The 23,488-nt window shown below is 72.7% G+C and carries 18 protein-coding genes, 1 tRNA gene and 1 pseudogene; 9 read left to right on the forward strand and 11 right to left on the reverse strand.

Going from position 1 to position 23,488, the window contains the following annotated elements:
- Nucleotides 1-15: 15 nt before the first annotated feature.
- Both ACGF3I_RS32910 and ACGF3I_RS32915 read right to left on the reverse strand, forming a co-directional pair.
- Nucleotides 16-1,458: a M1 family metallopeptidase gene (locus ACGF3I_RS32910; RefSeq protein WP_393138570.1), complete on the reverse strand. Its 1,443-nt coding sequence runs from the start codon at nucleotides 1,456-1,458 to the stop codon at nucleotides 16-18.
- Nucleotides 1,459-1,522: 64 nt separating this feature from the next.
- Nucleotides 1,523-2,140, reverse strand: a complete 618-nt coding sequence (locus ACGF3I_RS32915) for a heme-binding protein (protein WP_393138572.1) — start codon at nucleotides 2,138-2,140, stop codon at nucleotides 1,523-1,525.
- 244 nt (nucleotides 2,141-2,384) lie between these two features.
- Here ACGF3I_RS32915 and ACGF3I_RS32920 point away from each other — a divergent pair, with 244 nt between their 5' ends.
- From ACGF3I_RS32920 to ACGF3I_RS32930, 3 genes are all read left to right on the forward strand, one after another.
- Nucleotides 2,385-3,620: a sensor histidine kinase gene (locus ACGF3I_RS32920; RefSeq protein ID WP_393138573.1), complete on the forward strand. Its 1,236-nt coding sequence runs from the start codon at nucleotides 2,385-2,387 to the stop codon at nucleotides 3,618-3,620.
- Entirely contained in the window at nucleotides 3,617-4,288 is a 672-nt protein-coding gene (locus ACGF3I_RS32925; protein ID WP_393138575.1) for a response regulator, read from the forward strand. Before ACGF3I_RS32920 ends, ACGF3I_RS32925 begins: the two co-directional genes overlap by 4 nt.
- 810 nt (nucleotides 4,289-5,098) lie before the next feature.
- Entirely contained in the window at nucleotides 5,099-5,599 is a 501-nt protein-coding gene (locus ACGF3I_RS32930; RefSeq protein ID WP_393138577.1) for a hypothetical protein, read from the forward strand.
- Between the two features lie 158 nt (nucleotides 5,600-5,757).
- Here the strand turns inward: ACGF3I_RS32930 and ACGF3I_RS32935 are convergent, their stop codons facing one another.
- Nucleotides 5,758-6,441 (reverse strand): pentapeptide repeat-containing protein, encoded by a 684-nt coding sequence (locus tag ACGF3I_RS32935; RefSeq protein WP_393138579.1) that lies wholly within the window; start codon nucleotides 6,439-6,441, stop codon nucleotides 5,758-5,760.
- Between the two features lie 347 nt (nucleotides 6,442-6,788).
- Nucleotides 6,789-7,271, reverse strand: coding sequence for a GNAT family N-acetyltransferase (locus tag ACGF3I_RS32940; RefSeq protein ID WP_393138581.1), 483 nt, complete (start codon nucleotides 7,269-7,271; stop codon nucleotides 6,789-6,791).
- 277 nt (nucleotides 7,272-7,548) lie between these two features.
- Between ACGF3I_RS32940 and ACGF3I_RS32945 the strand changes: the two genes are divergently transcribed.
- Nucleotides 7,549-8,295, forward strand: coding sequence for a rhomboid-like protein (locus tag ACGF3I_RS32945; RefSeq protein ID WP_393138583.1), 747 nt, complete (start codon nucleotides 7,549-7,551; stop codon nucleotides 8,293-8,295).
- On the opposite strand, the gene ACGF3I_RS32950 is transcribed toward ACGF3I_RS32945, so the two are convergent.
- The gene (locus tag ACGF3I_RS32950) at nucleotides 8,292-9,020 is read right to left on the reverse strand and encodes a DsbA family protein (RefSeq protein WP_393138585.1); all 729 of its coding nucleotides are present in this window, start codon (nucleotides 9,018-9,020) and stop codon (nucleotides 8,292-8,294) included. The genes ACGF3I_RS32945 and ACGF3I_RS32950 overlap by 4 nt on opposite strands.
- Before the next feature lie 191 nt (nucleotides 9,021-9,211).
- On the opposite strand from ACGF3I_RS32950, the gene ACGF3I_RS32955 reads away from it, so the two are divergent.
- On the forward strand, nucleotides 9,212-10,606 hold the full coding sequence (locus ACGF3I_RS32955) for an NAD(P)/FAD-dependent oxidoreductase (protein WP_393138587.1): 1,395 nt from the start codon (nucleotides 9,212-9,214) through the stop codon (nucleotides 10,604-10,606).
- An 809-nt stretch (nucleotides 10,607-11,415) separates the two neighbouring features.
- Here ACGF3I_RS32955 and ACGF3I_RS32960 read toward each other — a convergent pair.
- Nucleotides 11,416-13,590 carry a restriction endonuclease gene (locus ACGF3I_RS32960; RefSeq protein ID WP_393138589.1) on the reverse strand — a complete coding sequence of 725 codons (2,175 nt, stop codon included), beginning with the start codon at nucleotides 13,588-13,590 and terminating at the stop codon, nucleotides 11,416-11,418.
- Between the two features lie 439 nt (nucleotides 13,591-14,029).
- Here ACGF3I_RS32960 and ACGF3I_RS32965 point away from each other — a divergent pair, with 439 nt between their 5' ends.
- Nucleotides 14,030-15,379: a VWA domain-containing protein gene (locus ACGF3I_RS32965; RefSeq protein ID WP_393138591.1), complete on the forward strand. Its 1,350-nt coding sequence runs from the start codon at nucleotides 14,030-14,032 to the stop codon at nucleotides 15,377-15,379.
- Between the two features lie 101 nt (nucleotides 15,380-15,480).
- Here the strand turns inward: ACGF3I_RS32965 and ACGF3I_RS32970 are convergent.
- Nucleotides 15,481-16,041 (reverse strand): annotated as a pseudogene (locus tag ACGF3I_RS32970) (GntR family transcriptional regulator); the annotation flags it as partial.
- 43 nt (nucleotides 16,042-16,084) lie between these two features.
- Nucleotides 16,085-16,158 (reverse strand) — tRNA-Thr (locus tag ACGF3I_RS32975).
- 297 nt (nucleotides 16,159-16,455) lie between these two features.
- On the opposite strand from ACGF3I_RS32975, the gene ACGF3I_RS32980 reads away from it, so the two are divergent.
- From ACGF3I_RS32980 to ACGF3I_RS32990, 3 genes are all read left to right on the forward strand, one after another.
- A complete protein-coding gene (locus tag ACGF3I_RS32980; RefSeq protein WP_393138593.1) occupies nucleotides 16,456-17,592 on the forward strand; it encodes an ABC transporter ATP-binding protein in 1,137 nt (378 codons plus the stop codon).
- Between the two features lie 210 nt (nucleotides 17,593-17,802).
- Entirely contained in the window at nucleotides 17,803-18,210 is a 408-nt protein-coding gene (locus ACGF3I_RS32985; protein ID WP_100577781.1) for a hypothetical protein, read from the forward strand.
- Nucleotides 18,211-18,243: 33 nt separating this feature from the next.
- Nucleotides 18,244-18,975 (forward strand): NDP-sugar synthase, encoded by a 732-nt coding sequence (locus ACGF3I_RS32990; RefSeq protein WP_393138595.1) that lies wholly within the window; start codon nucleotides 18,244-18,246, stop codon nucleotides 18,973-18,975.
- Between the two features lie 479 nt (nucleotides 18,976-19,454).
- Here the strand turns inward: ACGF3I_RS32990 and ACGF3I_RS32995 are convergent, their stop codons facing one another.
- The 3 genes from ACGF3I_RS32995 to cysS all read right to left on the reverse strand — a co-directional run bounded on the left by ACGF3I_RS32995 (nucleotide 19,455) and on the right by cysS (nucleotide 23,485).
- The gene (locus ACGF3I_RS32995) at nucleotides 19,455-20,942 is read right to left on the reverse strand and encodes a DoxX family membrane protein (protein ID WP_393138597.1); all 1,488 of its coding nucleotides are present in this window, start codon (nucleotides 20,940-20,942) and stop codon (nucleotides 19,455-19,457) included.
- A gap of 75 nt (nucleotides 20,943-21,017) precedes the next feature.
- On the reverse strand, nucleotides 21,018-21,974 hold the full coding sequence (gene rlmB / locus ACGF3I_RS33000; RefSeq protein ID WP_393138599.1) for a 23S rRNA (guanosine(2251)-2'-O)-methyltransferase RlmB: 957 nt from the start codon (nucleotides 21,972-21,974) through the stop codon (nucleotides 21,018-21,020).
- 110 nt (nucleotides 21,975-22,084) lie between these two features.
- Complete coding sequence (gene cysS, locus ACGF3I_RS33005) at nucleotides 22,085-23,485, reverse strand: cysteine--tRNA ligase (protein WP_393138601.1); 1,401 nt, start codon at nucleotides 23,483-23,485, stop codon at nucleotides 22,085-22,087.
- Nucleotides 23,486-23,488: the final 3 nt, after the last annotated feature.

The raw sequence follows: 23,488 nt of genomic DNA on the forward strand, positions 1-23,488 counted from the left end.
TGGTTCTACGGGGAGTCACTCGGCGGCCGCTGGCTTGCCGTCCCCGTAGAGCCAGGTTTTCCACACCGTGGACAGACGGCGCCCCGCCGCCTCGTCCACGAAGCGCGTGAAGTCCTTGGTCGAGGCGTTGCCGTGCCGGTGGACGCGGAGCCAGTCCCGCACCAGGGCGGTGAAGCGGGCGTCACCGAGGGCCTCGCGGATCTTGTGGACGACCATGGCACCGCGCACGTACACCGGCCGGCCCGACACCTCGGCGGCGGTCGGCGGCGCGGCCGGCGGGAAGGCCCAGATCTCGTCGTCGTCGCCCTTGGCGTACTCCGTGTCGAAGGTCTCCCGGGCGCTCGGCCCGCCGTGGTCCTCGCTCCACAGCCACTCCGTGTACTGCGCGAACCCCTCGTTGAGCCACATGTCGCGCCAGGTGGCCGGAGTGACGGAATCACCGAACCACTGGTGGGCCAGTTCGTGCACCAGGGTGCCGGCGTCGAAGTGGTCCAGCGGAAGCGTCGGCCGGTTCTGCGTCTCCAGGGCGTAGCCGGAGGCCTTCGCGGGCGCCACGATCACCCCGGTGGACGCGAACGGATAGGGCCCGAACCGCTTCTCCTCCCAGGCCAGTATGTCCGGCAACTGCCGCACCACGTCGGCCGTCTGCTCCTTCACGCCGGGGTCGACCGCGGTGTAGACCGGGATGCCGGAGGGGGTCGTCCCCTTCTCGATCCCGTACGGGCCGATCGCGACCGTGGCGAGATAGGTGGCCATCGGCTCCGCGGTGCGCCAATGAAAGGACGCGCGCCCCGCGTTGACGGTCCGCGACACCAACTCCCCGTTGGACACCACCTGTTGACCGTCGGGCACGGTGACCTTGATGTCGTACGTGGCCTTGTCGCTCGGGTGGTTGTTGGACGGGAACCACGCCATCGAACCGGTCGGCTCGCCCAGCGCCAGCACGCGCTCGCCGGGCGAGCGCAGCCAGCCCTCCTGCGAGCCGTCGAGGTCCGTGATGGTTTTGGGTCGGCCCGCGTAGCGCACGTACGCGGTGAACGTCTCGCCCCGGGTGAGGTCCTCCTCGGGGCGCAGGGTGAGTTCGTCGCCCGCGCGGTTGACGGCGGCGGGCTCGTCGTCGACGGTCGCCGACCGCACCTCCATCCCCGCCAGGTCGAGATCGAAGGCGCTGAGGTCCTTGACCGCCCGCGCCACGATGGTGGCCCCGCCCTCCAGCTGCCCGGTGGCGGGGTCGTAGTCGAGGTCGAGGGCGTAGTGCTGGACGTCGTAGCCGTCGTTGCCGAGCCGGGGGAACAGCGGGTCGCGGGCGCCCGAGGCGCCCGGGGTGCCGAGCACGCCGCCGGTGCAGGAGGTGACGGTGAAGACGGTCAGGAGCACGACGGCGGCGAGGCGCCCGCGCCGGCCGCGGACGGCCACGGGTCGGTGCGGTGCCGTCCGCCTCTCCGGTCGTTTGTCCACGTCTGTGATCCTACGGGCGCCGGTCCTGGGGGCGCCACGGAGTCGCGCCCGGCCGGGATCAGGGCTACTTGCCCAACGTGGCGACGCCCGCCTGCGCGAACTTCTCGTCCAGGTCGCCGCTGGGCGCCCCGGCCACCCCGATGCCCGCGACCGGCGCGCCCTTGGCCTGGACGGGGGCTCCGCCGGCCAGGAAGAGGGTGCCGGGGATGTCCTTGAGGTTCGGCGCCTGGGCGAGGCGCTTGGCCAGCTCGGACGTCGGCGCGTTCCAGGAGACGGCGGTGTACGCCTTGCGCACGGCCGACTCCGGGGACTGCGGGCCCGCACCGTCGCCGCGCAGCGTGACCAGGGTGTTGCCGTCGCGGTCGACGACGGCGACGGACACCTTCTGGTGCTCCTTGTCGGCGGCGTCGAGCGCGGCCTGGGCGGCCTTGGTTGCGGCGGCGACGGTCAGGTGGGTGGTGGTGGTGAGGTTGTGCTGGGAGGCGGGGGCGGGCGCGGCGGGCGCGGCCTTGGCGGGGGTGGTGGCGGCGTTCGCGGTGACGACGCCGAAGGTGCCGGCTGCGGCGATGGCGAGGGCGGCGGCGGAGAGGGCGAGCCGCTTGGTGCGCCTGGAGGCCGGGCTCGTGGCGTTCGGGGTGGTGGTGGTCGGGGTGGCGTCGGCGTTCTGCGGGGTGAGGTTCATGCTTCGATCCTCCCGGCGCACCCGGCCCCGTCCCCTCGGCGTACCGGCTGCTCACCCGCGGCGGGACGGCGGATGGGCCCGTCGGCCGATCGGTTGATGCGGGGGTGGTCCCGGCGGGTCAGGATGAGTACGTGCTGCTTGCATAGGCGCAGGTGGGCGGGCTGCGGCGGGCTCGGGTGGGCCTGCGGCCTGCTCGGCTCGGGTGGTTTGGGTGGTGGACTTCGGTTCGGACGGAGGTGAGCGGATGAGCGGGGTCGAGGACGTACCCGGCGCGCCCGGGGGCGAGGGCGAGCGGTGGCTGCCCCTGGTCATGCACAGCGCGTTCTTCCTGCTGCTCGGCGCCTCGCTCGCGCGGTTCCTGATCCGGCACCCCGGCGAGGCCCGCACGCCCTGGATCATCGCCCTGTCGACGGCCCTCGCCGTGCTGTACGTCCTCGGCCCCGCGCTCGGCTCGCGGCCGACCCCGCGCCGGCTCGGCTGGCTCGGCGGGGTCGTCGCCACCTGGATGGTGCTGGTACTGCTCGCGCCGAGCTTCGCCTGGTGCGCGGTGCCGCTCTTCTACACCGGTCTGCGCACGCTGCGCCCCCGCGCGGCCGTGGTGCTCGTCGCGGTCCTGACGGTGTTCGTCGTGACGGCCCAGGTCGAGCTGTCCCACGGCGGCTTCGACCCGAACCTCGTCATCGCCCCGCCCGCCGTCGCGGCCATCGCGACGGCCGTGTTCGTCCAGATGCAGCGGCACGCCGAACGACAGCGCCAACTGGCCGACCAACAAAGGCAGTTGATCGGCGACCTACTTCGCACGCGGCGCGAACTCGCCGCGACCGAGCGGCGCGAGGGCACGCTGGCCGAGCGGCAGCGGCTCTCCATGGAGATCCACGACACCCTGGCGCAGGGCCTGTCCAGTCAGCAGATGCTGCTCCAGGCGGCCGACCGGGTGTGGGCCGCCGACCCGGACGCGGCGCGCCGCCACGTCCGTACCGCCGAGTCCATCGCGGAGCGCAACCTCGCCGAAGCGCGCCGCTTCGTCCACGACCTGGCCCCGGCCGAACTCGCGGAGGGCGGCGGCCTGGACGCCGCGCTGCGGGCGCTCGCGGCGCGGGAGTCGGCGGAGTCGGGGGCCTTCGAGGTGCGGTGCCACATCGACGGGGCGCCGGCCGCGGCACTGCCCGACCGGGTCGGCTCGGCCCTGCTGCGCATCGCCCAGGGCGCCCTCGCGAACGTACGCGAGCACGCGGCGGCGACCACGGCCGCGCTCACCCTCACCTACCTGGGCGACCAGGTGGTGCTGGACGTCGCCGACGACGGCCGGGGCTTCGTCCCCGGTGCCGGCTCCGCCTCCCCGCCGTCGGGAGTACGGGGCCACGGGCTGCCCGCGATGCACGCGCGGGTCCGCGGTCTCGGCGGCAGCCTGACCATCGAGTCGGCGCCCGGCGAGGGCACCGTCCTGTCCGCGGCGATCCCCCTGGAGCCCCTCCCATGACCGACCGTCCCGCGACCGACCGTCCCGCGACCGGCCGCGCCCCGGCCGAGCCCGTACGGATCCTGCTCTGCGACGACCACGCGGTGGTACGGGCCGGGCTGCTCGCGCTCATCGGCAGCGAGCCGGACATCGAGGTGGTCGGCGAAGCGGGCAGCGGCGAAGAGGCGGTGGCCTCGGCGGCGAAGCTGAGGCCGGACGTGGTGCTGATGGACCTCCAGCTCGGGCCCGGTATCGACGGTGTCGAGGCGACCCGGCGGATCTCGGCGAGCGGGGTGCGCGTGCTGGTCCTGACGACGTACGACACGGACGCGGACATCACCCGGGCGATCGCCGCGGGCGCCACCGGTTACCTCCTCAAGGCGGAGCGCCCCGAGGAGCTGTTCGCCGCGATCCGGGCGGCGGCGCTGGGGCGCACGACGCTGTCCCCGCCGGTGGCGAGCCGCGTCATGAACCAGCTCCGGGGGGCGTCCGGGCCCGCCCTGACCCCCCGCGAACTCGACATCCTGGCCCAGTTGGCGAACGGGCTCGGGAACCGGGAGATCGCGCGGGCGCTGTTCATCAGCGAGGCGACGGTGAAGACTCATTTGGGGAGGGTTTATGGGAAGTTGGGGGTGGATACGCGGGCCGGGGCGGTAGCTGTGGCCAAAGAACGCCGCCTACTCCCTTAGCCCTGGGGCCCGCCCCAGCCCCCCGGGGGTTCGCCCACCCGCCCGCCCGTGCAGGGGGGTGAAGGGTTCAGCCCCTGGGGCTGCGCCCCAGACCCCCAGGAGGCTGCCCACCCACCCGCCCGTGACGGGGGTTGAAGGGTGCCCGGCCCTGGGGCTGCGCCCCAGACCCCCTGAGGGGCTCCGCCCCTCGAACCCCGGCGGGTTTGCCCACCCGCCCGCCCGTGCAGGGGGTTGAAGGGTTCGGCCCCTGGGGCTCCGCCCCAGACCCCCCGAGGGGCTCCGCCCCTCGAACCCCGCCGGGGGCTGCGCCCCCTGCACCCCCCTTTCGCGCCTGAACGGCGCTCGTCCTCAAACGCCGGACGGGCTGAGGATGCGCATGCGGGCCAGCACCGGTGCAGTTAGGGGCGCGGGGAACTGCGCGAGAAGCGACCACGGCCCGCAGACGGCCAGGGTTTTTGGGGCGCGGGGAACTGCGCGAGGCAGGCCGGGATGCGCATGCGGGCCCGCACCAGTCCCGCCAAGGGTGCGCGGAGAACGACGCACACCCCGGGCACCCCCGATCCCGCCGGGGGCGCGGGGAACTGCGCAAACCCCGGGTTCCCCCAGCACCGCCAGGGGCGCGGGGAACTGCGCGAGAAGCGAGCACGGCCCGCACACGACCGCGGAGCCAAGGGGCGCGGGGAACTGCGCAAACCCCGGGCGCCCCCAGCACCCCCAGGGGCGCGGGGAACTGCGCGAACGGGGCCGCGCGCCGGTAGGGGGCTCGGGGGGCGGGGCGGAGCCCCGAGGGGGGCGTGGCACCATCGAGGCGTGCTCGACATCGGCTACTCCCTGTCCCCCCGCTTCCCCGACCCCACCCGCATCGACTACGCCCGCGCAGACACCTACACCCTGCGCCACGACCTCTTCTGCGGAGACGTCTACCTCGCCGACACCAAGGCGGACCGCGAAGTGTCCACAGCCTGGGGATGGGTCCCGGTGCTCGACTTCGCCTGGGCACTGTGCGACACCGTCGAGCGCCTCGACCGCGACCCCATGGGCTCCCGCGCCGCCCGCCCCCAGTACGCCGAGATCGACTTCACCGAGTCCAGCGACCGGATGCTGTTCGAGCGCCGCTTCGGCTGGGTCGACGTGGAGGCCGACTGGATGCCCGGCGACGAACCCCCGCTCACCTTCTCGCACACCGAACTCCGCCGCGAGACACGGGACTTCCTGCACGACCTCGTCGCAGACCTCACCGATCTCCACGAGGGGCTCGGCGACAACCCCATCGTCTGGGACCTCCAGGCCCGCTTCCCCCGAACCGACTGACGCCGCCAGGACGTACCGAAGCCCGAACCGACCGGCACCCACGCCAAGACCAACACCCGGGCCGGGCCGGACCGCCCCAGGGGCCCACCGACCCCCGCGCCCGGCGAACCCCCGAACCGACTGACGCCGCCGGGACGGACTGAGCCGGGACCAAACCGTCACCCCTCCACCCGCACCCCCACCTGCGCCGCGAACGCCGGTGCCAGGTCCAGGAGTTGGGACGGGCTGATCACCGCCCCGGACAGTCGTTCCACCCCGCGTGCGATGTCGAGCAGGGTCGCCCCGCGCAGGTCCACGTCCTTGAGGCGGGCCCCCGTGAAGTCCGCCCCGCGCAGCTCGCACCCGTGGAACTCGACCCGCGCCAGCGAAGCCCCGCCGAAGTCCGGCTCGGTGAGCACACAGCCCTCGAAGACGACGTCGCGCAGCTCCGCCTCGCGCAGGTTCAGATAGTCGATCTTCCCGCCCTTGACGAGCACGCGCTCCAGGACCGAGCCGTGCAGCTGCACCCCGCCCATCCGGACGTCCCGCACCTCCACATCGCGCAGGCTCGCCCGCGCCAGGTCCGTACCCACACCGCGGACCCCCGACAGCACCGAGTCGATGAACCGGGCGCCGGTCAGCTTCGTATCGTCCAGGACGCAGCCGTACAGGCCGCAGTCGAGGAAGCGCGCACCGACCGCCTGCTGCCGCGCCAGATCGAGGTCCCTGAACTCCAGCCCGTCATAATCGCCCTCCGGCTCCAGCTCCCCGGCACCGAACGGCGCCAGGGGTGGCAGTCGCACCTCCACCCTGCGGGCACCCGCCGTAGCCGCCGTCTTCTTCGCACTCCGTGCCGCTGCCATGTCCCCATGCTGGACCATGACACTGACAATCACCCCTGCTCGCGGCAGGGGGAAGCCCCTCCTCCGCACATTCGCGGCCCGGACATGTCACATTCCGGCCCCCCGCGCAGGCCTGTTCCGTACGCCCTTCACGAGCGGCCGGGGCCCCGGCCGGGTCACCTGTGGCCGCGGCACGGGCCGCATCACCCGCGCGGGCGGCGGCCAAGCCCGCGCACCCCCGAACTCGCCCCGCTCGACGCTCACTTCACCACCCTGCCCAGCCGACGAAGGGAACTGGCGGCCCGGTTCATGGTCTGCGTTCCGGACACCCCGGGATGGCCGGAACGCTCCACCGCAGCAGGGCTTCCTCACGGGCGTCCGGCAGTGCCCAGCTCCTCCAGTGCCGTATCCGTCAGGCGGTACACCGTCCACTCGTCCTGAGGACGGGCGCCCAGGGCTTCGTAGAACGCGATCGACGGGGTGTTCCAGTTCAGCACCGACCACTCCAGGCGCTCATAGCCGCGGGCCACGCAGATGCGGGCCAGCTCCGTCAGGAGGGCCTTGCCGTGGCCGCCGCCGCGGGCCTCGGGGCGCACGTACAGGTCCTCCAGGTAGATGCCGTGCACCCCGCGCCAGGTCGAGAAGTTGAGGAACCAGAGCGAGAAGCCGGCGGGGGCGCCCGACGCGTCCTCGGCGATGTGCGCGAAGGCGGCGGGGTGCTCGCCGAACAGGGCCTCCTTCAGCTGCGCCTCGGTGGCGCGGGCCTCGTCCAGGCACTTCTCGTAGTCGGCGAGCTCGCGGATCATCGCGTGGATGACGGGGATGTCGGCGGGGGTTGCGTTGCGGATCATGTCCGCAGGGTAGGCCGCCCATCCGCTCGCCCCTCCCCCGGTCCGCCCCCGTCCGCTCACCTCTCCGCCGTGTCCGCCCCCGTCCGCTCGCCCCTCCCCCGGCCGGCCGTTCGCCCGGTCCGCCGGTCCGCCCGGCCATGCGGACCCACGACAGCCGCGAGAGCCAGGGCCGGGGCCGGGGCCGGGGCGGGCGGGGCCGGGGCCAGGGCGGGGCCGGTCGCCCCGGGGGCGGATGTCGTTCCCGGTGCCCATCCCGCCCCCGTGCGTGAATCGACGCATGAGGCCCTTCCCCCGTGGCGCCCGGCCGCTCCGGTGCGTGGTGCGCTACGTCCGCAGCGCGCCCGGCACCTACCTCTGGCTGGCCGCGCTGTTCGTGACCACCATCGCCATGCACCACATGTCACCGGAGTTCGAGGAGAGCTTCCTGCGGCAGCGCTCCACCAACATCCACGAGCTGTCGACCAACCCGCGCCGGGTGCTCGTCGCCAGCGCGTTCTGGACGGACGGCGGCAGCTGGCTGTCGTACGCCGTGCTCTACAGCGTCTTCCACGCCCAGGCCGAACGCTGGCTGCGCACCCCGCGCTGGCTGCTCGTCGCCTTCGGGACGCACGTGGCCGCCACCTTCATCAGCGAGGGCGCCCTGCTGTGGGCGATCCGGCACGGCTACGCACCGCAGTCCGCCGTCAACACCCTTGACGTGGGCGTGAGTTACGCACTCGCGGGGGTGGTGGCCGTTTTCACGTACCGGATCGCCGTGCCGTACCGCTACGTCTATCTGCTCGGCGTCCTCGCCGTCTACGGGCCGCCGCTGGTCGGCGGGCGCACCTTCACCGACCTCGGGCACTTCGCGTCCGTACTCATCGGACTCGCCTTCTACCCCCTCACCCGCGGCGTGGGCGGGGCGCCCTGGAACCCGGCCGACGGCGTCCGGCGGACCTGGGCGGCGGCGCGGCGGCGCGGGCGGGCCCGGCGTGCGGCCCGCCGGGGGGTCGGATCCCCCGACCGCCGCCCCGGGAGCGACTAGGAGACGCCGGCGTCGGCCAGCACCTTCTGGAAGGCGTCCGCGGTCAGCATCGCCCGGCCGTCGCCGGACGGACGCTCGCCGTCGATCAGGACCGTCGGGGTGCCGGTGAAGCCCGAGCCCTCGAAGGCCTTCTCCGACGCGCTCACGAAGTCCTTGTACGCGGTGTCGCGCACGGTCTTGTCGAAGGCGGCGCCGCGCAGCCCCGGCACCTTGGCGGCGATCTTGAGGAGGTTGTCGGCGGTGAAGGCGTCGTCCGTCTCCTCCGCCGGCTGGCTGGCGAACACCGCGGCGTGGAACTCGGCGAACCCGCCCCGGTCCACCGCGGCCCGCATCGCGTTGACGGCGCTCTTCGAGCCGCTGCCGCCGAAGTTGCGGTCGAGGAACGAGGCCAGGGTGTAACGGACCTTGACCTTGCCCTCGGCCGCGAGCCGCGCGACCGCCACCCCGCCGCCCTCCTCGAAGTGGCGGCAGATCGGACAGCGCGGGTCCTCGAAGACCGTCACGGTGTGCGGCGCCTTCGGGTCCCCGACGACGATTTCCGCACCCTCGACCCGGGCGGGCAGTTTCGCGAGCGTGGCGGCGAGGGGCGAGGTCTTCGCGGTCAGCTCCGCGTCCTGCGCCGAACCGCCCGATCCGGAGCCACCGGAGCAGGCGCCCGCGGTCAGGCCGAGCGCGGCGGCCACCACCGCCGCGACGGCGGCACGACGGAAACTGCGGACACCCATGACGACCCAACCCTTCGGCGCAAACCGCGCGAAACGACCCGACCTTCGACACTAAACACCCACTTCGACCCCCCGGCCCGCCAAAGGTCCCGCCCCGTACCGCCGTTGGTCCCGCGAATTCCGCAACCGGCCCGCCACCTGCGGATTCCAAGGGTGGACAGCGAGCGGGGGCGGGTGTACGAACAAGCCCCATGAGCGCGATCAACGGTGGAATCTCCTTCTGGTACGCAACCGACGGCCTCCCCACCCCCCGCGAGCCGCTGCCCGGCGACAGGACGGCCGACGTGGTGATCGTCGGCGGCGGCTACACCGGCCTGTGGACCGCGTACTACCTGAAGAAGGCCGCCCCCTTCCTCGACATCGCCGTCCTCGAATCCCGCTTCTGCGGCTACGGCGCGTCGGGACGCAACGGCGGCTGGCTCTACAACGGCATCGCGGGTCGCGACCGGTACGCGAAGCTGCACGGCCAGGACAGCGCGGTGCGTCTGCAACAGGCGATGAACGACACCGTGGACGAGGTGGTGCGGATCGCCGGCGAGGAGTCCATCGACGCCGACATCCATCAGGGCGGCGTCCTCGAAGTGGCGTACACGCCGGCCCAGTTGGCGCGCCTCAAGGACTACCACGCGGCCGAGGTCGCCTTCGGCGAGAAGGACCGCGTACTGCTCGGGGCGCGCGAGAGCGCCGAGCGGATCCGGGTCAGCGGGGTGGTGGGCGCCACCTGGACCCCGCACGGCGCGCGCATCCACCCCGTGAAGCTCCTCAAGGGCCTGGCGGACGCGGTCGAGCGGCTCGGGGTGCGGGTGTACGAGTCGACGCCGGTCACCGAGATCCGCCCCGGGCACGCCGTCACCCCCTACGGCACGGTCCGTGCGCCGTACGTGCTGCGCTGCACGGAGGGCTTCACCGCGTCCCTCAAGGGCCGGCGCCGGACCTGGCTCCCGATGAACTCCTCCATGATCGCGACGGAGCCGCTCGGCCCGGAGGTGTGGGACGCGATCGGCTGGGCGGGGCGCGAGACGCTGGGCGACATGGCGCACGCGTACGTGTACGCGCAGCGCACCGCGGACGACCGCATCGCGCTGGGCGGCCGGGGCGTGCCGTACCGCTTCGGCTCGCGCACCGACAACGACGGCCGCACCCAGCCGGCCACGATCGAGGCGCTGCGGGACATCCTGGTGCGCTTCTTCCCCCAGCTGGCCGGGGCGCGGATCAGCCACGCCTGGTCGGGCGTGCTCGGGGTGCCGCGGGACTGGTGCGCCTCGGTCACCCTGGACCGCACGACGGGACTCGGCTGGGCGGGGGGCTACGTGGGCTCGGGCGTCGCCACGGCGAACCTGGCGGCGCGGACCCTGCGGGACCTGGTCCGCCAGGACTCGGGCCAGGCCGGCCCGACCGCCCTGACGGCGCTGCCGTGGGTGAACCACAAGGTGCGGATGTGGGAGCCGGAGCCGTTGCGGTGGGTGGGGGTTCGGGGGATGTACGCGCTGTACCGCGGAGCGGATCGGCGCGAGCTCCTCTCCCACCGCCCGACCACGGACCCCGCAGCAACCCTGGCCAACCGAGCCACCTCCCGCCACCCCTGACCCGGGCCCACCCGGCCCCGCCCTGCCGCGACCTGTTCCGCCCTGCCGCGCCCTGCACCGGGGCCGACCCTGCGCCCGGGTTCCCCTGGCGGCCCCAGCCCCGTCGGGTGCGTGCGGACCGCGCCCGCCGGCTCGCGCAGTTCCTCGCGCCCCTGGGGGTGTTGGGGGTGCCCCGGGTGCTGGGGGTGCCCGGGGTTTGCGCAGTTCCCCGCGCCCCTAACCCCTCGGCCGTCTGCGGGCCGTGGTCGCTTCTCGCGCAGTTCCCCGCGCCCCTGGCAGGACCGGTCCTGGGCAGCATGTGCGCCCCAGCTTGCCTCGCGCAGTTCCCCGCGCCCCTTGGCTCCGCTGTCGTGTGCGGACCGCCCCTGGCAGGACCGGTGCTGGCCCGCATCAGGCCACCTCAGCCCGTCCGGCGTTTGAGGACGAGCGCCCTTAAGGCGCGAAAGGGGGTGCAGGGGCGAAGCCCCGCCGGGGTGAGAGGGGCGGAGCCCCTCAGCGGGTCTGGGGCGCAGCCCCAGGGCCCGGCACCCTCCAACCCCCGTCACGGGCGGGCGGGTGGGCAAGCCCCCCGGGGGTGCAGGGGCGAACCCCCGCCGGGGTCAGAGGGGCGGAGCCCCTCAGCGGGTCTGGGGCGCAGCCCCAGGGCCCGGGCCTATCCAACCCCCTGCACGGGCGGGCGGGTGGGCAAATCCCCCGGGGCCTGGGGCGGAGCCCCAGGGAGCCGGGCCCGTCAAACCCCCCGCACCGCCGCCAGGCAAACCCCCCGGGGGCCCTGGGGCACAGCCCCAAGAACCCAGCGGGTCGGGACCTCACCCCACCGCAACCCCAAACTCCCCCACCACCTCCCCCAACCCACCCCGATACCCCCTCCCCCCCGGGACGAAGTCCCAGTCCCCCGCCCCCCGCCGTCGAAAGGACCCCAGCACCAACGCCCTCTCCCCCGCCCGCCCGTCCGCCACGGGCAACCGGTCCAGCTCGACCCCCGCCGCATCCCGCAGGCAGATCGCCGCCGAGGTGAACCCCGCCAGATCGCCCTCCGGATCGGCCTCAGGGTCGACGGCCGCGACCAGCACCAACCGATCCGCCTCCGACGGCAGCGCGTCGAAGTGGACCCGGACCGCCGCCCGGTCACCCCCGACCCCCGGCACCATGCGTACCGAACTCCCGGGATTGGACGGGTTGTTGAAGAAGACGAACTGGTCCTCGGCCAACACCCGCGACCCCCGGCACACCAGCGCACACACATCGAGCGCGACCGCACCGGCCCACACCATGCCGAGCAGGTTGAAGTCCCCGGACCCGTCCGCGTCCGCGACCCCGTCCGCGCCCCCGCCCGAATCCCCCCGCTGCCCCGGCACCCCACCCGCACGCACGGCACCCAAGGCCGCACCAGCACCAACCTCGCCCCCCGCACCACCACCAGCAGCACCACCACCACCAGCACCAGCAGCAAGCCGCCCCCGCAACCCATGCTGATGCAACAGCTCGACCAGCTCCGCCCCCGACACCAACGTCAACGGCTTGCCCTCGGCGAACCCGTACGACCCGGGCCCGAACCCCGAAGTCGTCACCAGCACCCCCTTGTTGGCCCCGGCCCCCTGCACCGTCCCGTACAGGTCGCGCACCGCCGTAGGCGGGACCGTATTGCGGTAGCGCTTGACCTGGACGATGATCCGGCCCCCGCTGATCGGGTCGGGGTCGAGCGCCTCGACGTCGACCCCGCCGTCGTTGGAGCGCTGCGTGGTGAGCGCCTGCATGCCCCGGGCCCGGAACAACTCCGCGACCAGGCCCTCGAATTCAATGGGGTCCATCGTGAAGAGATCGGGCTCGTCCCCACCCCCGTGCGACACCACCCCCGAGCCCACATCGGCGGGCCGGCGCCCCGGACGTACCGCCGCCCGCTGGTCGGGCCGCGCCGACAGCTGCCCGCGCAACGCCTCGACCAGGCACTCGACCGCACTGACCTGCCCGAGGTTGAGCGGCTCGAACACGGCCCGCGGCACACTCACCGCCGCCAGGAAGATCTCGGCGCGCCGCCCCGTGGCGGGATCGACGTCATCCACGAAACCGTTGACGACGACCGACTCCAGCACGCCGAACTCATCGGCCGCGTACAGGTCCCGCAGCACGAGCAGCACGCACTGCGCGAGCGCGTCCCGGTAGAGCGCGCGCCGCTGCGTGACGGGACGGGCGGTCTCCTTCTCCTGGTCCGAACCCACCACGTACCGAACGGACTTGACGTCCGGGACCACGTCGATGGAAGGCAGCTCCCAGTCGAGTACGAGCTGACGCGCCCCCCGGTCGAAAGCGGCGGCGACCTGACGAGGAAACCCCTCGGGCCAGGCTCCCGACGCGTACAGCGCGGCCGAGAAGTAGTCGACCGCCGCGCCCGGCTCACCGGCCCGCAACGCGTCGACGAGTTGGGCGAGCCCCGCGTTGTGCGCACGCACCTCGGCGAGCTGCTGCGCCGCCCACGCGTCGTACTGGGCGCGGTAGTCGGCGAGTTGGCGCTGTCGCTGCGCTTCGGCGGCCTGCGCGGCGTGCCAGTCGTACTCGTAGCGGGCCTGCGCCTCCTGCTGGGCCTGCGCCCGCCGCCCGGCCGTCCAGCCGCCCTGGGCCTGGTAGTGCGCGGGGTCCGGCATCGGTACGGGGTGCGCGAGCGGCCCGGGCTCGAACGGCGCGAGCGCCTCGGGCCGCGTCAGCGCCGCCACCCGGAACGGCGCGGCCCGGCACCCTTCGCTCAACAGCGCCCCCAGCGCGGCTACTTGAGCCTCCAACTCCTCGGTCCGCAGCCGCGCGTCCGCCTCCCGCCCCTGCCGGTACGCCGCCTGCTGCTCGCGCTGGGCCCGCGCGAGATCACGCTCGTACGCCCGCTGCTGCCGCTGCTGCTGCACGACCGCCCGCTGCTGCGCCTCCTGCTGGCGCTGCTGCTGCCGCTGCGCCTCGGCCCACACCCCGACAAGACCACTGGAACGCCGGCTCATCCGCTGACTGCCTCTCTCCCCACACCCCGACCCCCCAAGTGTCCCGGACCTGGACGGATGGGCGCACACCCGCATCGAGATCGCCGGCAGACACCATCATCAAGCTCAGCGAAACAGCCGCCGGAAAGGACAGACCTCCCACGCCCCGTCGCCCCCCCGATCGACCGACCTCCACCAGAGGTGCCGACCGGCACACCCCGCGAGCGCGTGGCAGGCCCGCCTCCCGTCGTCCTCCCGAGTGCCGAGCACGAGCCCACGGCCGGTCATGGGTTCACCACACTGGGGACACCCCAGGACACCCTCGCTCACGACCGCGCCGTCGCCGCCACTTATGACCGCCCCGTCGCTCAGCCCGCACCCTAACCAGCCGCCCCGACCACCCACCTCGGCCCGCCTCACCCCGTCCGTCCAAGTTGCTCAGCACGAGGAGGCAAACACCATGACCCAAGCCCTCACCAAAGGCGCCAACGCCCCACTCCCCAGCGGAAGATGCACGGTCACCCTCACCATCCCCCTCACCGCCAACCACACCGGCATCGACGTGTGCGCCGTACTCCTCTCGCGGGACGGCAAGGTGCGCGGCGACGACGACTTGGTGTTCTTCAACCACCCGTCCCAGGACGGCGTCACCCTCACCGGACGGTCGGTGAGCGCGGACCTGTCGGCGATACCCGCCACGGTCGACCGCATCGCCATCGCCGCGAGCGTCGACCCCCAGACCCCGAACGCACACTTCGACGCCGGCACCACCCCCGCCGCGGCCGTCGACTCCGAGGGCACCCGCCTCACCTTCACACCCCCACCGTTCACCCACCGTGAGACCGCCGTCGTCCTGATCGAGCTCTACCGGCGCGCGGAGGGTTGGAAGGTACGCGCCGTGGGCCAGGGCTGGGACACCGGCCTTGCGGGCCTCGCGACCGACTTCGGGGTCACCGTGGACGACGACGGCTCGGCTCCGCAGCCCGCCACACCGGCCCCCGAACCGAACAACGGAGCCCCGCCCACACCCCCGCCCACGCCCACGGCCGCACCCTCACCCACACCCGCACTGGCACCCGCATCCTCGACCCAGCCCACACCAACGCCTTCTCCGGCCATCAGCCTCGACAAGATGCAGCGATCCGCGCCGGGTCTCGTGAACCTCTACAAGGCCGCGCACGTCGCCCTGGAGAAGAACGGGCTCGCCGGCCGGCGCGCGGCCGTCTACCTGGTCCTCGACCACTCCGCGAGCATGTCCGGGTTCTACCGGGACGGCACCGTGCAGCACCTCGCCGAGCAGGTACTGGGACTGTCGGCGAACCTGGACGACGACGGCACCGTGCCGCTGGTCTTCTTCTCCCACGGGGTCGACCTGGTCGCGGACATCGGCCTGGACAACCACGCGGGCCGCGTCGACACCCTGCACAGGTCACTGGACTGGGGCGGCACCCGCTTCGCGCCGGCCATGCAGGCCGTGATCGACCACTACCGGGCCGGCGGCTCCACCGACCCGGCCTTCGTGATCTTCCAGACCGACGGGGAACCCTTCGACCGCAAGAAGACCCGCGAACTGCTGCGACAGGCCGCCACCCTGCCGATCTTCTGGCAGTTCGTCGGCTTCGGCCCCGCCCGCCACCTGCGCTTCCTGCGCAGCCTGGACACCCTGGACCACCGAGCGGTGGACAACGCGGGCTTCTTCGCGGCGGGCCAACACCCGAGAACCCGCCCGGACGGGGAGCTGTACGACCTCCTGATGACCGAATTCCCCACCTGGCTCAGGGCCGCCCAATCCGCAGGCATCCTCCACTGACGCGGCGCGAACACCGGCCGACGACCCACGCATTACCCCGCCCGACACCCAGCCGACCGCCTGACCGAGTCGGCCCGGCGTTCCCGAACCGGCCGGCCCGATCAGGCGTCGAAGTCGTACTCCAAGACGTAGGAGGCCGCGTCGAGAGTCATCTCGTTGACCTCGACCGGCCGCCCCTCCGCCGTGAACGCGGTACGGCAGATGAGGATGACCGGGGTGCCGGACGCCATGCTCAACCGTGTCGCCTCGTCCTTCGACGGCATCCGAGAGCGGACCTCTTCGCGGAAGTGGACGGGCCCGTGGCCGAGTTCGGCGAGCCGCGCGTAAATGCCACCCGGCCCCGTGTCTTCCTGGGTGATCGCGGACCCGGCCACCACCGACAGGGGTAGGTAGCTCGCGGCCAGCAGCACAGGCTTCCCATCGAGCACGAAGCGTCGGCGCCTGACGCAGACGGCTTCGTCGTCCCCCAACTCCATGACCGCACCGATGTGTTCGGGCGCCGCCTCCTCGAAGACGGACACCTGGTCGACGTCGAGCGCACGGTCACCGGCGTCCGCGCTCCGCGACGACCGCACCGACCCCCTCGGGCGGCGACGCCCTCCCGAGACCCCCGAAAACGCCCGACCACCAGTGACCGTCCGAGCCGCCACCCCGAACCCACGACAAAGGGCCCCGGCCGCACCCGGCCAGGACCCTTCACCCTTGAGCCCCCTGTCGGGTTCGAACCGACGACCCCCGCTTTACAAGAGCGGTGCTCTGGCCAGCTGAGCTAAGGAGGCAACGCGTGAAGTGTAACCAACGCTCGCCCGGGCGCGGCCGAAAATCCGCTGGGGCCGGACCGGCCCGGCCCAGGCAAGGCGCCCCAGCCCGGCCCGGCCCGGTCAGAACGCCCGGGCTCGGCCCGAGTCAGGCACACCGCCCCGGCCAAGGCCCCCGGAACTTCGCGCCCCAGAAGTGCTGACAACCCGGACGACCCCGGGTAGCGTCCTGACCCAGTCCACCCAGGTGGACTACACCACTTCTCCCTCTACTCGGATCGTCCGGCACGTTCCTGCCGGTGAAGGGACACATCAGTCATGGCCACTGTCACGTTCGACAAGGCGACCCGGATCTACCCGGGCTCCACCAAGCCCGCGGTCGACGGGCTGGAGATCGAGATCGAGGACGGCGAGTTCCTCGTCCTCGTCGGTCCCTCCGGATGCGGAAAGTCCACCTCCCTGCGCATGCTCGCGGGCCTGGAGGACGTCAACGGCGGAGCCATCCGCATCGGCGAGCGTGACGTCACGCACCTGCCGCCCAAGGACCGGGACATCGCGATGGTGTTCCAGAACTACGCGCTGTACCCGCACATGACCGTCGCCGACAACATGGGCTTCGCGCTCAAGATCGCCGGCGTCAACAAGGCGGAGATCCGCAAGAAGGTCGAGGAGGCGGCGAAGATCCTCGACCTCTCCGAGTATCTGGACCGCAAGCCCAAGGCGCTCTCCGGCGGTCAGCGCCAGCGTGTGGCGATGGGCCGTGCCATCGTGCGCGAGCCGCAGGTCTTCCTCATGGACGAGCCGCTGTCCAACCTCGACGCCAAGCTCCGCGTCTCGACGCGTACGCAGATCGCCTCGCTCCAGCGCCGGCTCGGCATCACCACCGTCTACGTCACGCACGACCAGGTCGAGGCCATGACGATGGGCGACCGCGTCGCGGTCCTCAAGGACGGTCTGCTCCAGCAGATCGACTCGCCGCGCAACATGTACGACCGCCCCGCCAACCTCTTCGTGGCCGGCTTCATCGGCTCGCCCGCCATGAACCTGGTCGAGGTGCCGATCACGGACGGCGGCGTGAAGTTCGGCAACAGCGTCGTCCCGGTCAGCCGCGAGGCGCTGGCCGCCGCCGCCGACCGCGGTGACCGTACGGTCACCGTCGGCGTCCGCCCCGAGCACTTCGACATCGTCGAGCAGAACGGCGCCGCCGCGACCTCCCTCACCAAGGAGTCCGCGGACGCCCCGGCCGGTCTCGCCGTCACGGTCAACGTCGTCGAGGAACTCGGCGCCGACGGCTACGTGTACGGCTCCGCCGACGTCGGCGGAGAGACCAAGGACCTCGTGGTGCGCGTCAACGGCCGCGCGGTGCCGGACAAGGGCACACAGCTTCACGTCGTCCCGCGTCCGGGTGAGACCCACGTGTTCTCCACCTCTACGGGCGAGCGTCTTACAGACTGATACCGGTACGCGGCCACCACCAGGGGGTCTTCGGCTGGGGCGGTCCCGCACTCGCGTGCGGGGCCGTCGTCCGTTGTCGACAAATACCCCGGCGCACCGCCCATTTCGAATCACGTTCGTCAACACGTGATTCGAAAAGCGACGTCGAACCATCCCCCGACAGGGTGACTAAATGTCGCCAAATCATCACTCCCCGCTACGCTCGCCTCCGTGACGCACACAGCCCGCCGAATCGGCCGAACCCTCGCCCTCGTCCTGCCCGTAGTCCTCGTGCTCTCCGGGACGCTCGCCGTCACCCGGGTCAACTGGGCCGGCAACGAGTCTCAGATCCTCACCGCCTCATCCGAGAACGTCTCCGTACGGGCCAAGTCCCGTGCCCCGCAGGACGTCCTGCGCGACGCGCTCCTGACCGAACTCCAGGAGAAGGACCCCGGCACCGCGCTGACGCACCTCCAGCGCGAGGTCGAGCACCGCCCCTCGCTCGCCCAGCACTGCATGTCCATCGCCCGGGCGCTCGGCAGGGCCGCCGTGGAGCACTACGGCCCCGTGAAGGCCCAGTCCTTCTCCCGCCCCGTCTGCGACACCTCCTTCGCATCCGGCGTGGCCCAGGAGCGGTGACGTCCCGCTGCGGGGACGCCTATCGTTCACCGCATGACTGCGAGCGCAACCGCGACATTCCCGACACAGGCCGTGGTCCTGGCAGGCGGCCAGGGCTCACGGCTTCGTCCGTACACCGACGACCGCCCCAAGCCGATGGTCGAGATCCCGGGCACCGGGGTCCCGATCATCGGCCATCAACTGGCCTGGCTGGCCGCCGAGGGCGTCACTGACGCCGTCGTCTCCTGCGGCCACCTCGCCGACGTCCTGAAGGACTGGCTGGCCCACGCCGACCTTCCGCTGCGGGTCACCACGGTCGTCGAGGACGAACCGCTGGGCCGGGGCGGGGGCCTCAAGTACGCGGCGGCTTCGCTGCCCCACCCCGACCGGCCCTGGTACGCCACCAACGGCGACATCTGGACGCGGTTCTCGCTGCGCGAGATGGCCTCCTTCCACGGCGAGCGCGACGCGACCGCCACGCTGGCCCTGGCCCGCCCCCGCATCCCGTGGGGCGCCGTCGAGACCGACGCCTTCGGCCACATCACCGACTTCATCGAGTCGCCGCCCTCGCCCTACCTCATCAACGCGGGCGTGTACGTCTTCTCCGCGGCCTTCACCGCGATGCTGCCCGACGTCGGCGACCACGAGCGCACCACGTTTCCCCGGCTCGCCCGGGAGCGCCGGCTCGCCGGGTTTCCGTTGCCGCACGGGGCGTACTGGCGGGCGATCGATACCGCCAAGGATCTCACTGAGGCTGCCAAGGAGCTTGCTCTGCACCGCAGTTGAGGCTGCGGTCACCTACGCGGGGCTGCGCCCCGGGCCCCGCCAGGTCCTCGCGTGCGGGGCCCGGGTGCCGGGTCGCGCAGTTCCCCGCGCCCCTGGCAGTGCTGGGGGCGCCCGGGGCCCATCCAGCCCCCGGCACCCCCAACCCCCCGTCCGCCCGCGGACCGTGCCCGCTTCTCGCGCAGTTCCCCGCGCCCCTGGCAGCGCTGGGGGCGCCCGGGGCCCAACCAGCCCCCCACGCCCCCAACCCCCCGTCCGCCCGCGGACCGTGCCCGCTTGCTCGCGCAGTTCCCCGCGCCCCTGGGGTGCGGGGCTGACGGCGCCGGTAAGTCCGGCCCCCTGGGGGCGCGGGGCACTGCGCGCCCAGCCACGCACGGTCTGCACGTGAAAACGGGGTTGGGGGCGCGGGGAACTGCGCGAGCGGCCACGCAGGTGGAGGGGGCCGGGTTGGTTCGGCCCCCTCCGACTCTCAACTCCCGGCGCTAGCCCAGCAGTCCGCCGATCGGGTTGCGGTTGGTGCCCGTGCCGCCTCCGTGGGTGGCGCCCGAGCCGGTGCCGCCCGAGGACGTCGGGCCCGCGCTGGTGGGGGCCGGGGCCTTCGGGGTGGTGCCTCGGTGGTGGGTGGGGGCCTGGCCGCCGGTGCCGGCCGAGTGGCTCGGCTGGCCCGTGGTGCCGGCCGTGGCCGTCTGGTGCGCCTTCGGCTTCTTCGACGGCTTCGCCGACGGGCTCGCCGAACTCTTCGCCTTCGCCGAGGGCTTGACGGCCTTGGGCGTCGCACGGGGCGCCAGCGCGGGGCCCGTCTCGCTCGGCAGCGGGGTGCCGGGGAGGTAGTTGGTCGGGTCGTCGTCGGGGCCCGGCACCGTCACCACGGTGGTCGAGCGGACCGCGCCGCCGAGCAGCGCCCCGGTGGTCAGGGTCAGACCGATGACGACGGTCGTCATGACCAGACCCCGGCGCAGCACCCGCCGCCGCAGTTCCCAGAGTTCGGAGCGCGGACCCAGCTTGCGCCAGGCTTCACCGGCCAGCCGCGCGTCCAGCGAGTACACCGGGGCGCCCGCGATGATCAGCGGGGACCAGGCGGCCAGGTAGATGATGTCGGGCGCGTCGTAGGCGCGTACGGTCTGCCAGCTCACCGTGACCAGCAGCGCCGCGGAGAGCAACGCCCCGAACACCGCCGCCACTCGCTGCCACAGGCCGAGCATCGTCAGTACGCCGACGACGACTTGGAGGAAGGCGACGGTGAGGCCGGCGCCCACCGGGTGCTGGAGCGCGGAGTCGCGCAGCGGCTCGGCGAGGGCCCAAGGGTGCAGCGAATGAAGCCACTTGACCATCGAGCCGCGTTCGCCGCCGTCGAAGTACACGGGGTCGCACAGCTTGCCCATGCCGGCGTAGACGGAGATGAAACCGAGGAAGACGCGCAGCGGGAGCAGCACGACACCGAGGTTCATCCGGCGCCCGGGGTAGTAGGCGTGCCGGACGGGATCGGCGCCGCGCCGCCTGGCGGGCGAGCCGTCGTCGAGCTCGCCGTCCGGGCCGTCGAAGTCCTCGAACTCGGCCTGCTCGTACGGCTGTTGGCCGTACGGCGTGCGCATCTGCGGGAGCAGTGCGGTCTCCGGGCCCGCGCCGGGTCCGGAGACCAGCGGCGTCGGCATCGTGTCCTCGACGGAGACGCGCGGGATGGTCTGCGTGGCGCCGGTCTCGTAGCGCTCGCCGCCGCCGGCCGAGGTGGCGCGGACCGCCTGGAGCAGTCCGCTCGCCCCCGGCGCCGACTTCCCGCTCCACACCACGGGCGCCCTGCGGCGCGCCGTGGTGCTCGACATCACGGGCTTGGGCAGCGACTTGGGCGCGAGCTGCACCCTGAAACTGGCGTGGTTGACGATGACCTGCGCGGGGTCGCAGTCCACCTTGGCCATGCTCAGGGCAGGCTGGTCGTCGAACCCGGGCCGGGGCGTTCTGGTGTCCACACTCATCTAACCGAGTGACGGGTGTTTAGGACACTGCTTGACGGGTCCGAATCTGTCCGAGACCCGTCAAGATCACCCAGCTCAGCCGCGTCGGCGGGCCGCCTCGTAGAGCACGATGCCCGCCGCCACACCGGCGTTGAGGGACTCGGCGCCGCCCGGCATCGAGATCCGCACGCGGAAGTCGCAGGTCTCGCCGACGAGTCGGCCAAGTCCCTTGCCCTCGCTGCCGATCACGATGACGACCGGGCCGCCGAGCTGCTCCAGGTCCTCGACCGTGTGCTCGCCGTCGGCCGCGAGACCGACGATCGTGAGGCCTTCCTTCTTGTACGCCTCAAGGGCGCGCGTCAGGTTGGTGACGCGCGAGACCGGGGTGCGCGCCGCGGTGCCGGCGGACGACTTCCAGGCGCCCGCCGTCATGCCGGCCGCGCGCCGCTCGGGCACGACCACGCCGTGGCCGCCGAACGCGGACGTGGAGCGGACGATCGCACCGAGGTTACGCGGGTCGGTCACGCCGTCGAGGGCGACGATCAGCGGGTCCTCGCCGTTGTCGTACGCGTGCGCCGTCAGGTCCTGCGGGTCGGCGTACTCGTACGGCGGGACCTGGAGGACCAGGCCCTGGTGGTTGAGGCCGTTGGTCATCCGGTCCAGCTCGGCGCGCGGGGCCTCCATCAGGTTGATGTTGCCGCGCTCGCCGGCGAGCTGGAGGGCCTCGCGGACCCGCTCGTCGTTGTCGATGTACTGCTGCACGTAGAGCGTGCTGGCCGGGACGCCGTCGCGCAGCGCCTCGAAGACCGGGTTGCGGCCCACGACCATCTCGGACGCGCCCTTGGCACCACCGCGCCGCGGGGCGGGACGACGGGTCGCGGCCTGCTTGGCCTTGGCGGTCGCGATGCGGTTCTTCTTGTGCTTCTTGCGGTCCTCGGCCTTGGGCGTGGGGCCCTTGCCTTCCAGACCCCTGCGCCGCTGGCCACCGCTGCCGACCGTAGCGCCCTTCTTGTTGGACGTGCGGCGGTTCCTGCGCTGGCTGTTCCCGGCCATGACCTACCTATTTCCTCAGTGAATCCGCGATCCACATGCGGATGCAGATCGTGTACGTACGTATATGCAGTGTGCCGCCCGATCGCCCGGGCGGCACATCGCGCGGGGTTTCAGCGCGGGCCCAGCGTCCAGCGGGGGCCGCTGGGGCCGTCCTCGATGACCAGGCCGGACTGGGTGAGCTGGTCGCGGATCGCGTCCGCGGTCGCCCACTCCTTGCGGGAGCGGGCCGCCTCGCGCTGCTCCAGGACCAGGCGCACGAGCGTGTCGACGGCCCCGTGCAGGTCCTCGCCGCGGTCGGTCTCCTCGGCCCAGTGCGCGTCCAGCGGGTCGAGGCCCAGGACGCCCAGCATGGCGCGGACCTCGGCCAGGCGCTCGGTCGCCGCTTCCTTGTCGTCGGCGGCGAGCGCGCTGTTGCCCTGGCGGACCGTGGTGTGGATGATCGCGAGGGCCTGGGGCACGCCCAGGTCGTCGTCCATGGCCTCGGCGAACGCCGGGGGCACCTCGGCCGCGGGCTCGACGACGCCCCCCGCCTTCTCCACCACGCGCTGGACGAAGCCCTCGATGCGCGCGAACGCCGACTCGGCCTCGCGCAGGGCCTCCTCGCTGTACTCGATCATCGACCGGTAGTGCGGGGTGCCCAGGTAGTAGCGCAGGACGATCGGGCGCCACTGCTTGACCATCTCGGAGACCAGCACGCTGTTGCCCAGCGACTTCGACATCTTCTCGCCGGACATCGTCACCCAGGCGTTGTGCACCCAGTACGACGCGAAGTCGTCTCCGAAGGCCTTGGCCTGGGCGATCTCGTTCTCGTGGTGCGGGAAGATCAGGTCGAGGCCGCCGCCGTGGACGTCGAAGGCGCTGCCCAGGTACTTGTGGGCCATCGCCGAGCACTCCAGGTGCCAGCCGGGACGGCCGCGTCCCCACGGCGTCTCCCAGTCGGGCTCGCCCGGCTTGGAGGCCTTCCACATCGCGAAGTCGCGCGCGTCGCGCTTGCCGGAGATGCCTTCCTCGGCGGGCTGGCGCAGGTCGTCGATGTCCTGGTTGGACAGCGCCAGGTACTCGGGGAAGCTGCGCACGTCGAAGTAGACGCTGCCGTCCGCCTCGTAGGCGTGGCCGCGCTCGATGAGGCCGCGCATCATCTCGACCATCTCGGTGATGTGGCCGGTCGCCCGCGGCTCGTAGGTGGGCGGCAGGCAGCCGAGCGCCGTGTAGCCGTCGTTGAAGGCGCGCTCGTTCTCGTACCCGATCGACCACCAGGGGCGGCCCTGCTCGGCCGACTTCTTGATGATCTTGTCGTCGATGTCGGTGACGTTGCGGATGAACGTGACGTCGTAGCCGCGGTACTCGAACCAGCGGCGCATGATGTCGAAGTTGAGGCCCGAGCGGATGTGGCCGATGTGCGGGGCCGCCTGAACGGTGGCACCGCACAGGTAGATCGAGACACAGCCCTGCGTGAGCGGGACGAAGTCACGGATCTGCCGGGCGCTGGTGTCGTACAGGCGAATGGTCACCAC

Origin of the sequence: Streptomyces sp. NPDC048111 (assembly GCF_043202815.1) — a bacterium.
Taxonomy (GTDB): Bacteria; Actinomycetota; Actinomycetes; order Streptomycetales; family Streptomycetaceae; genus Streptomyces.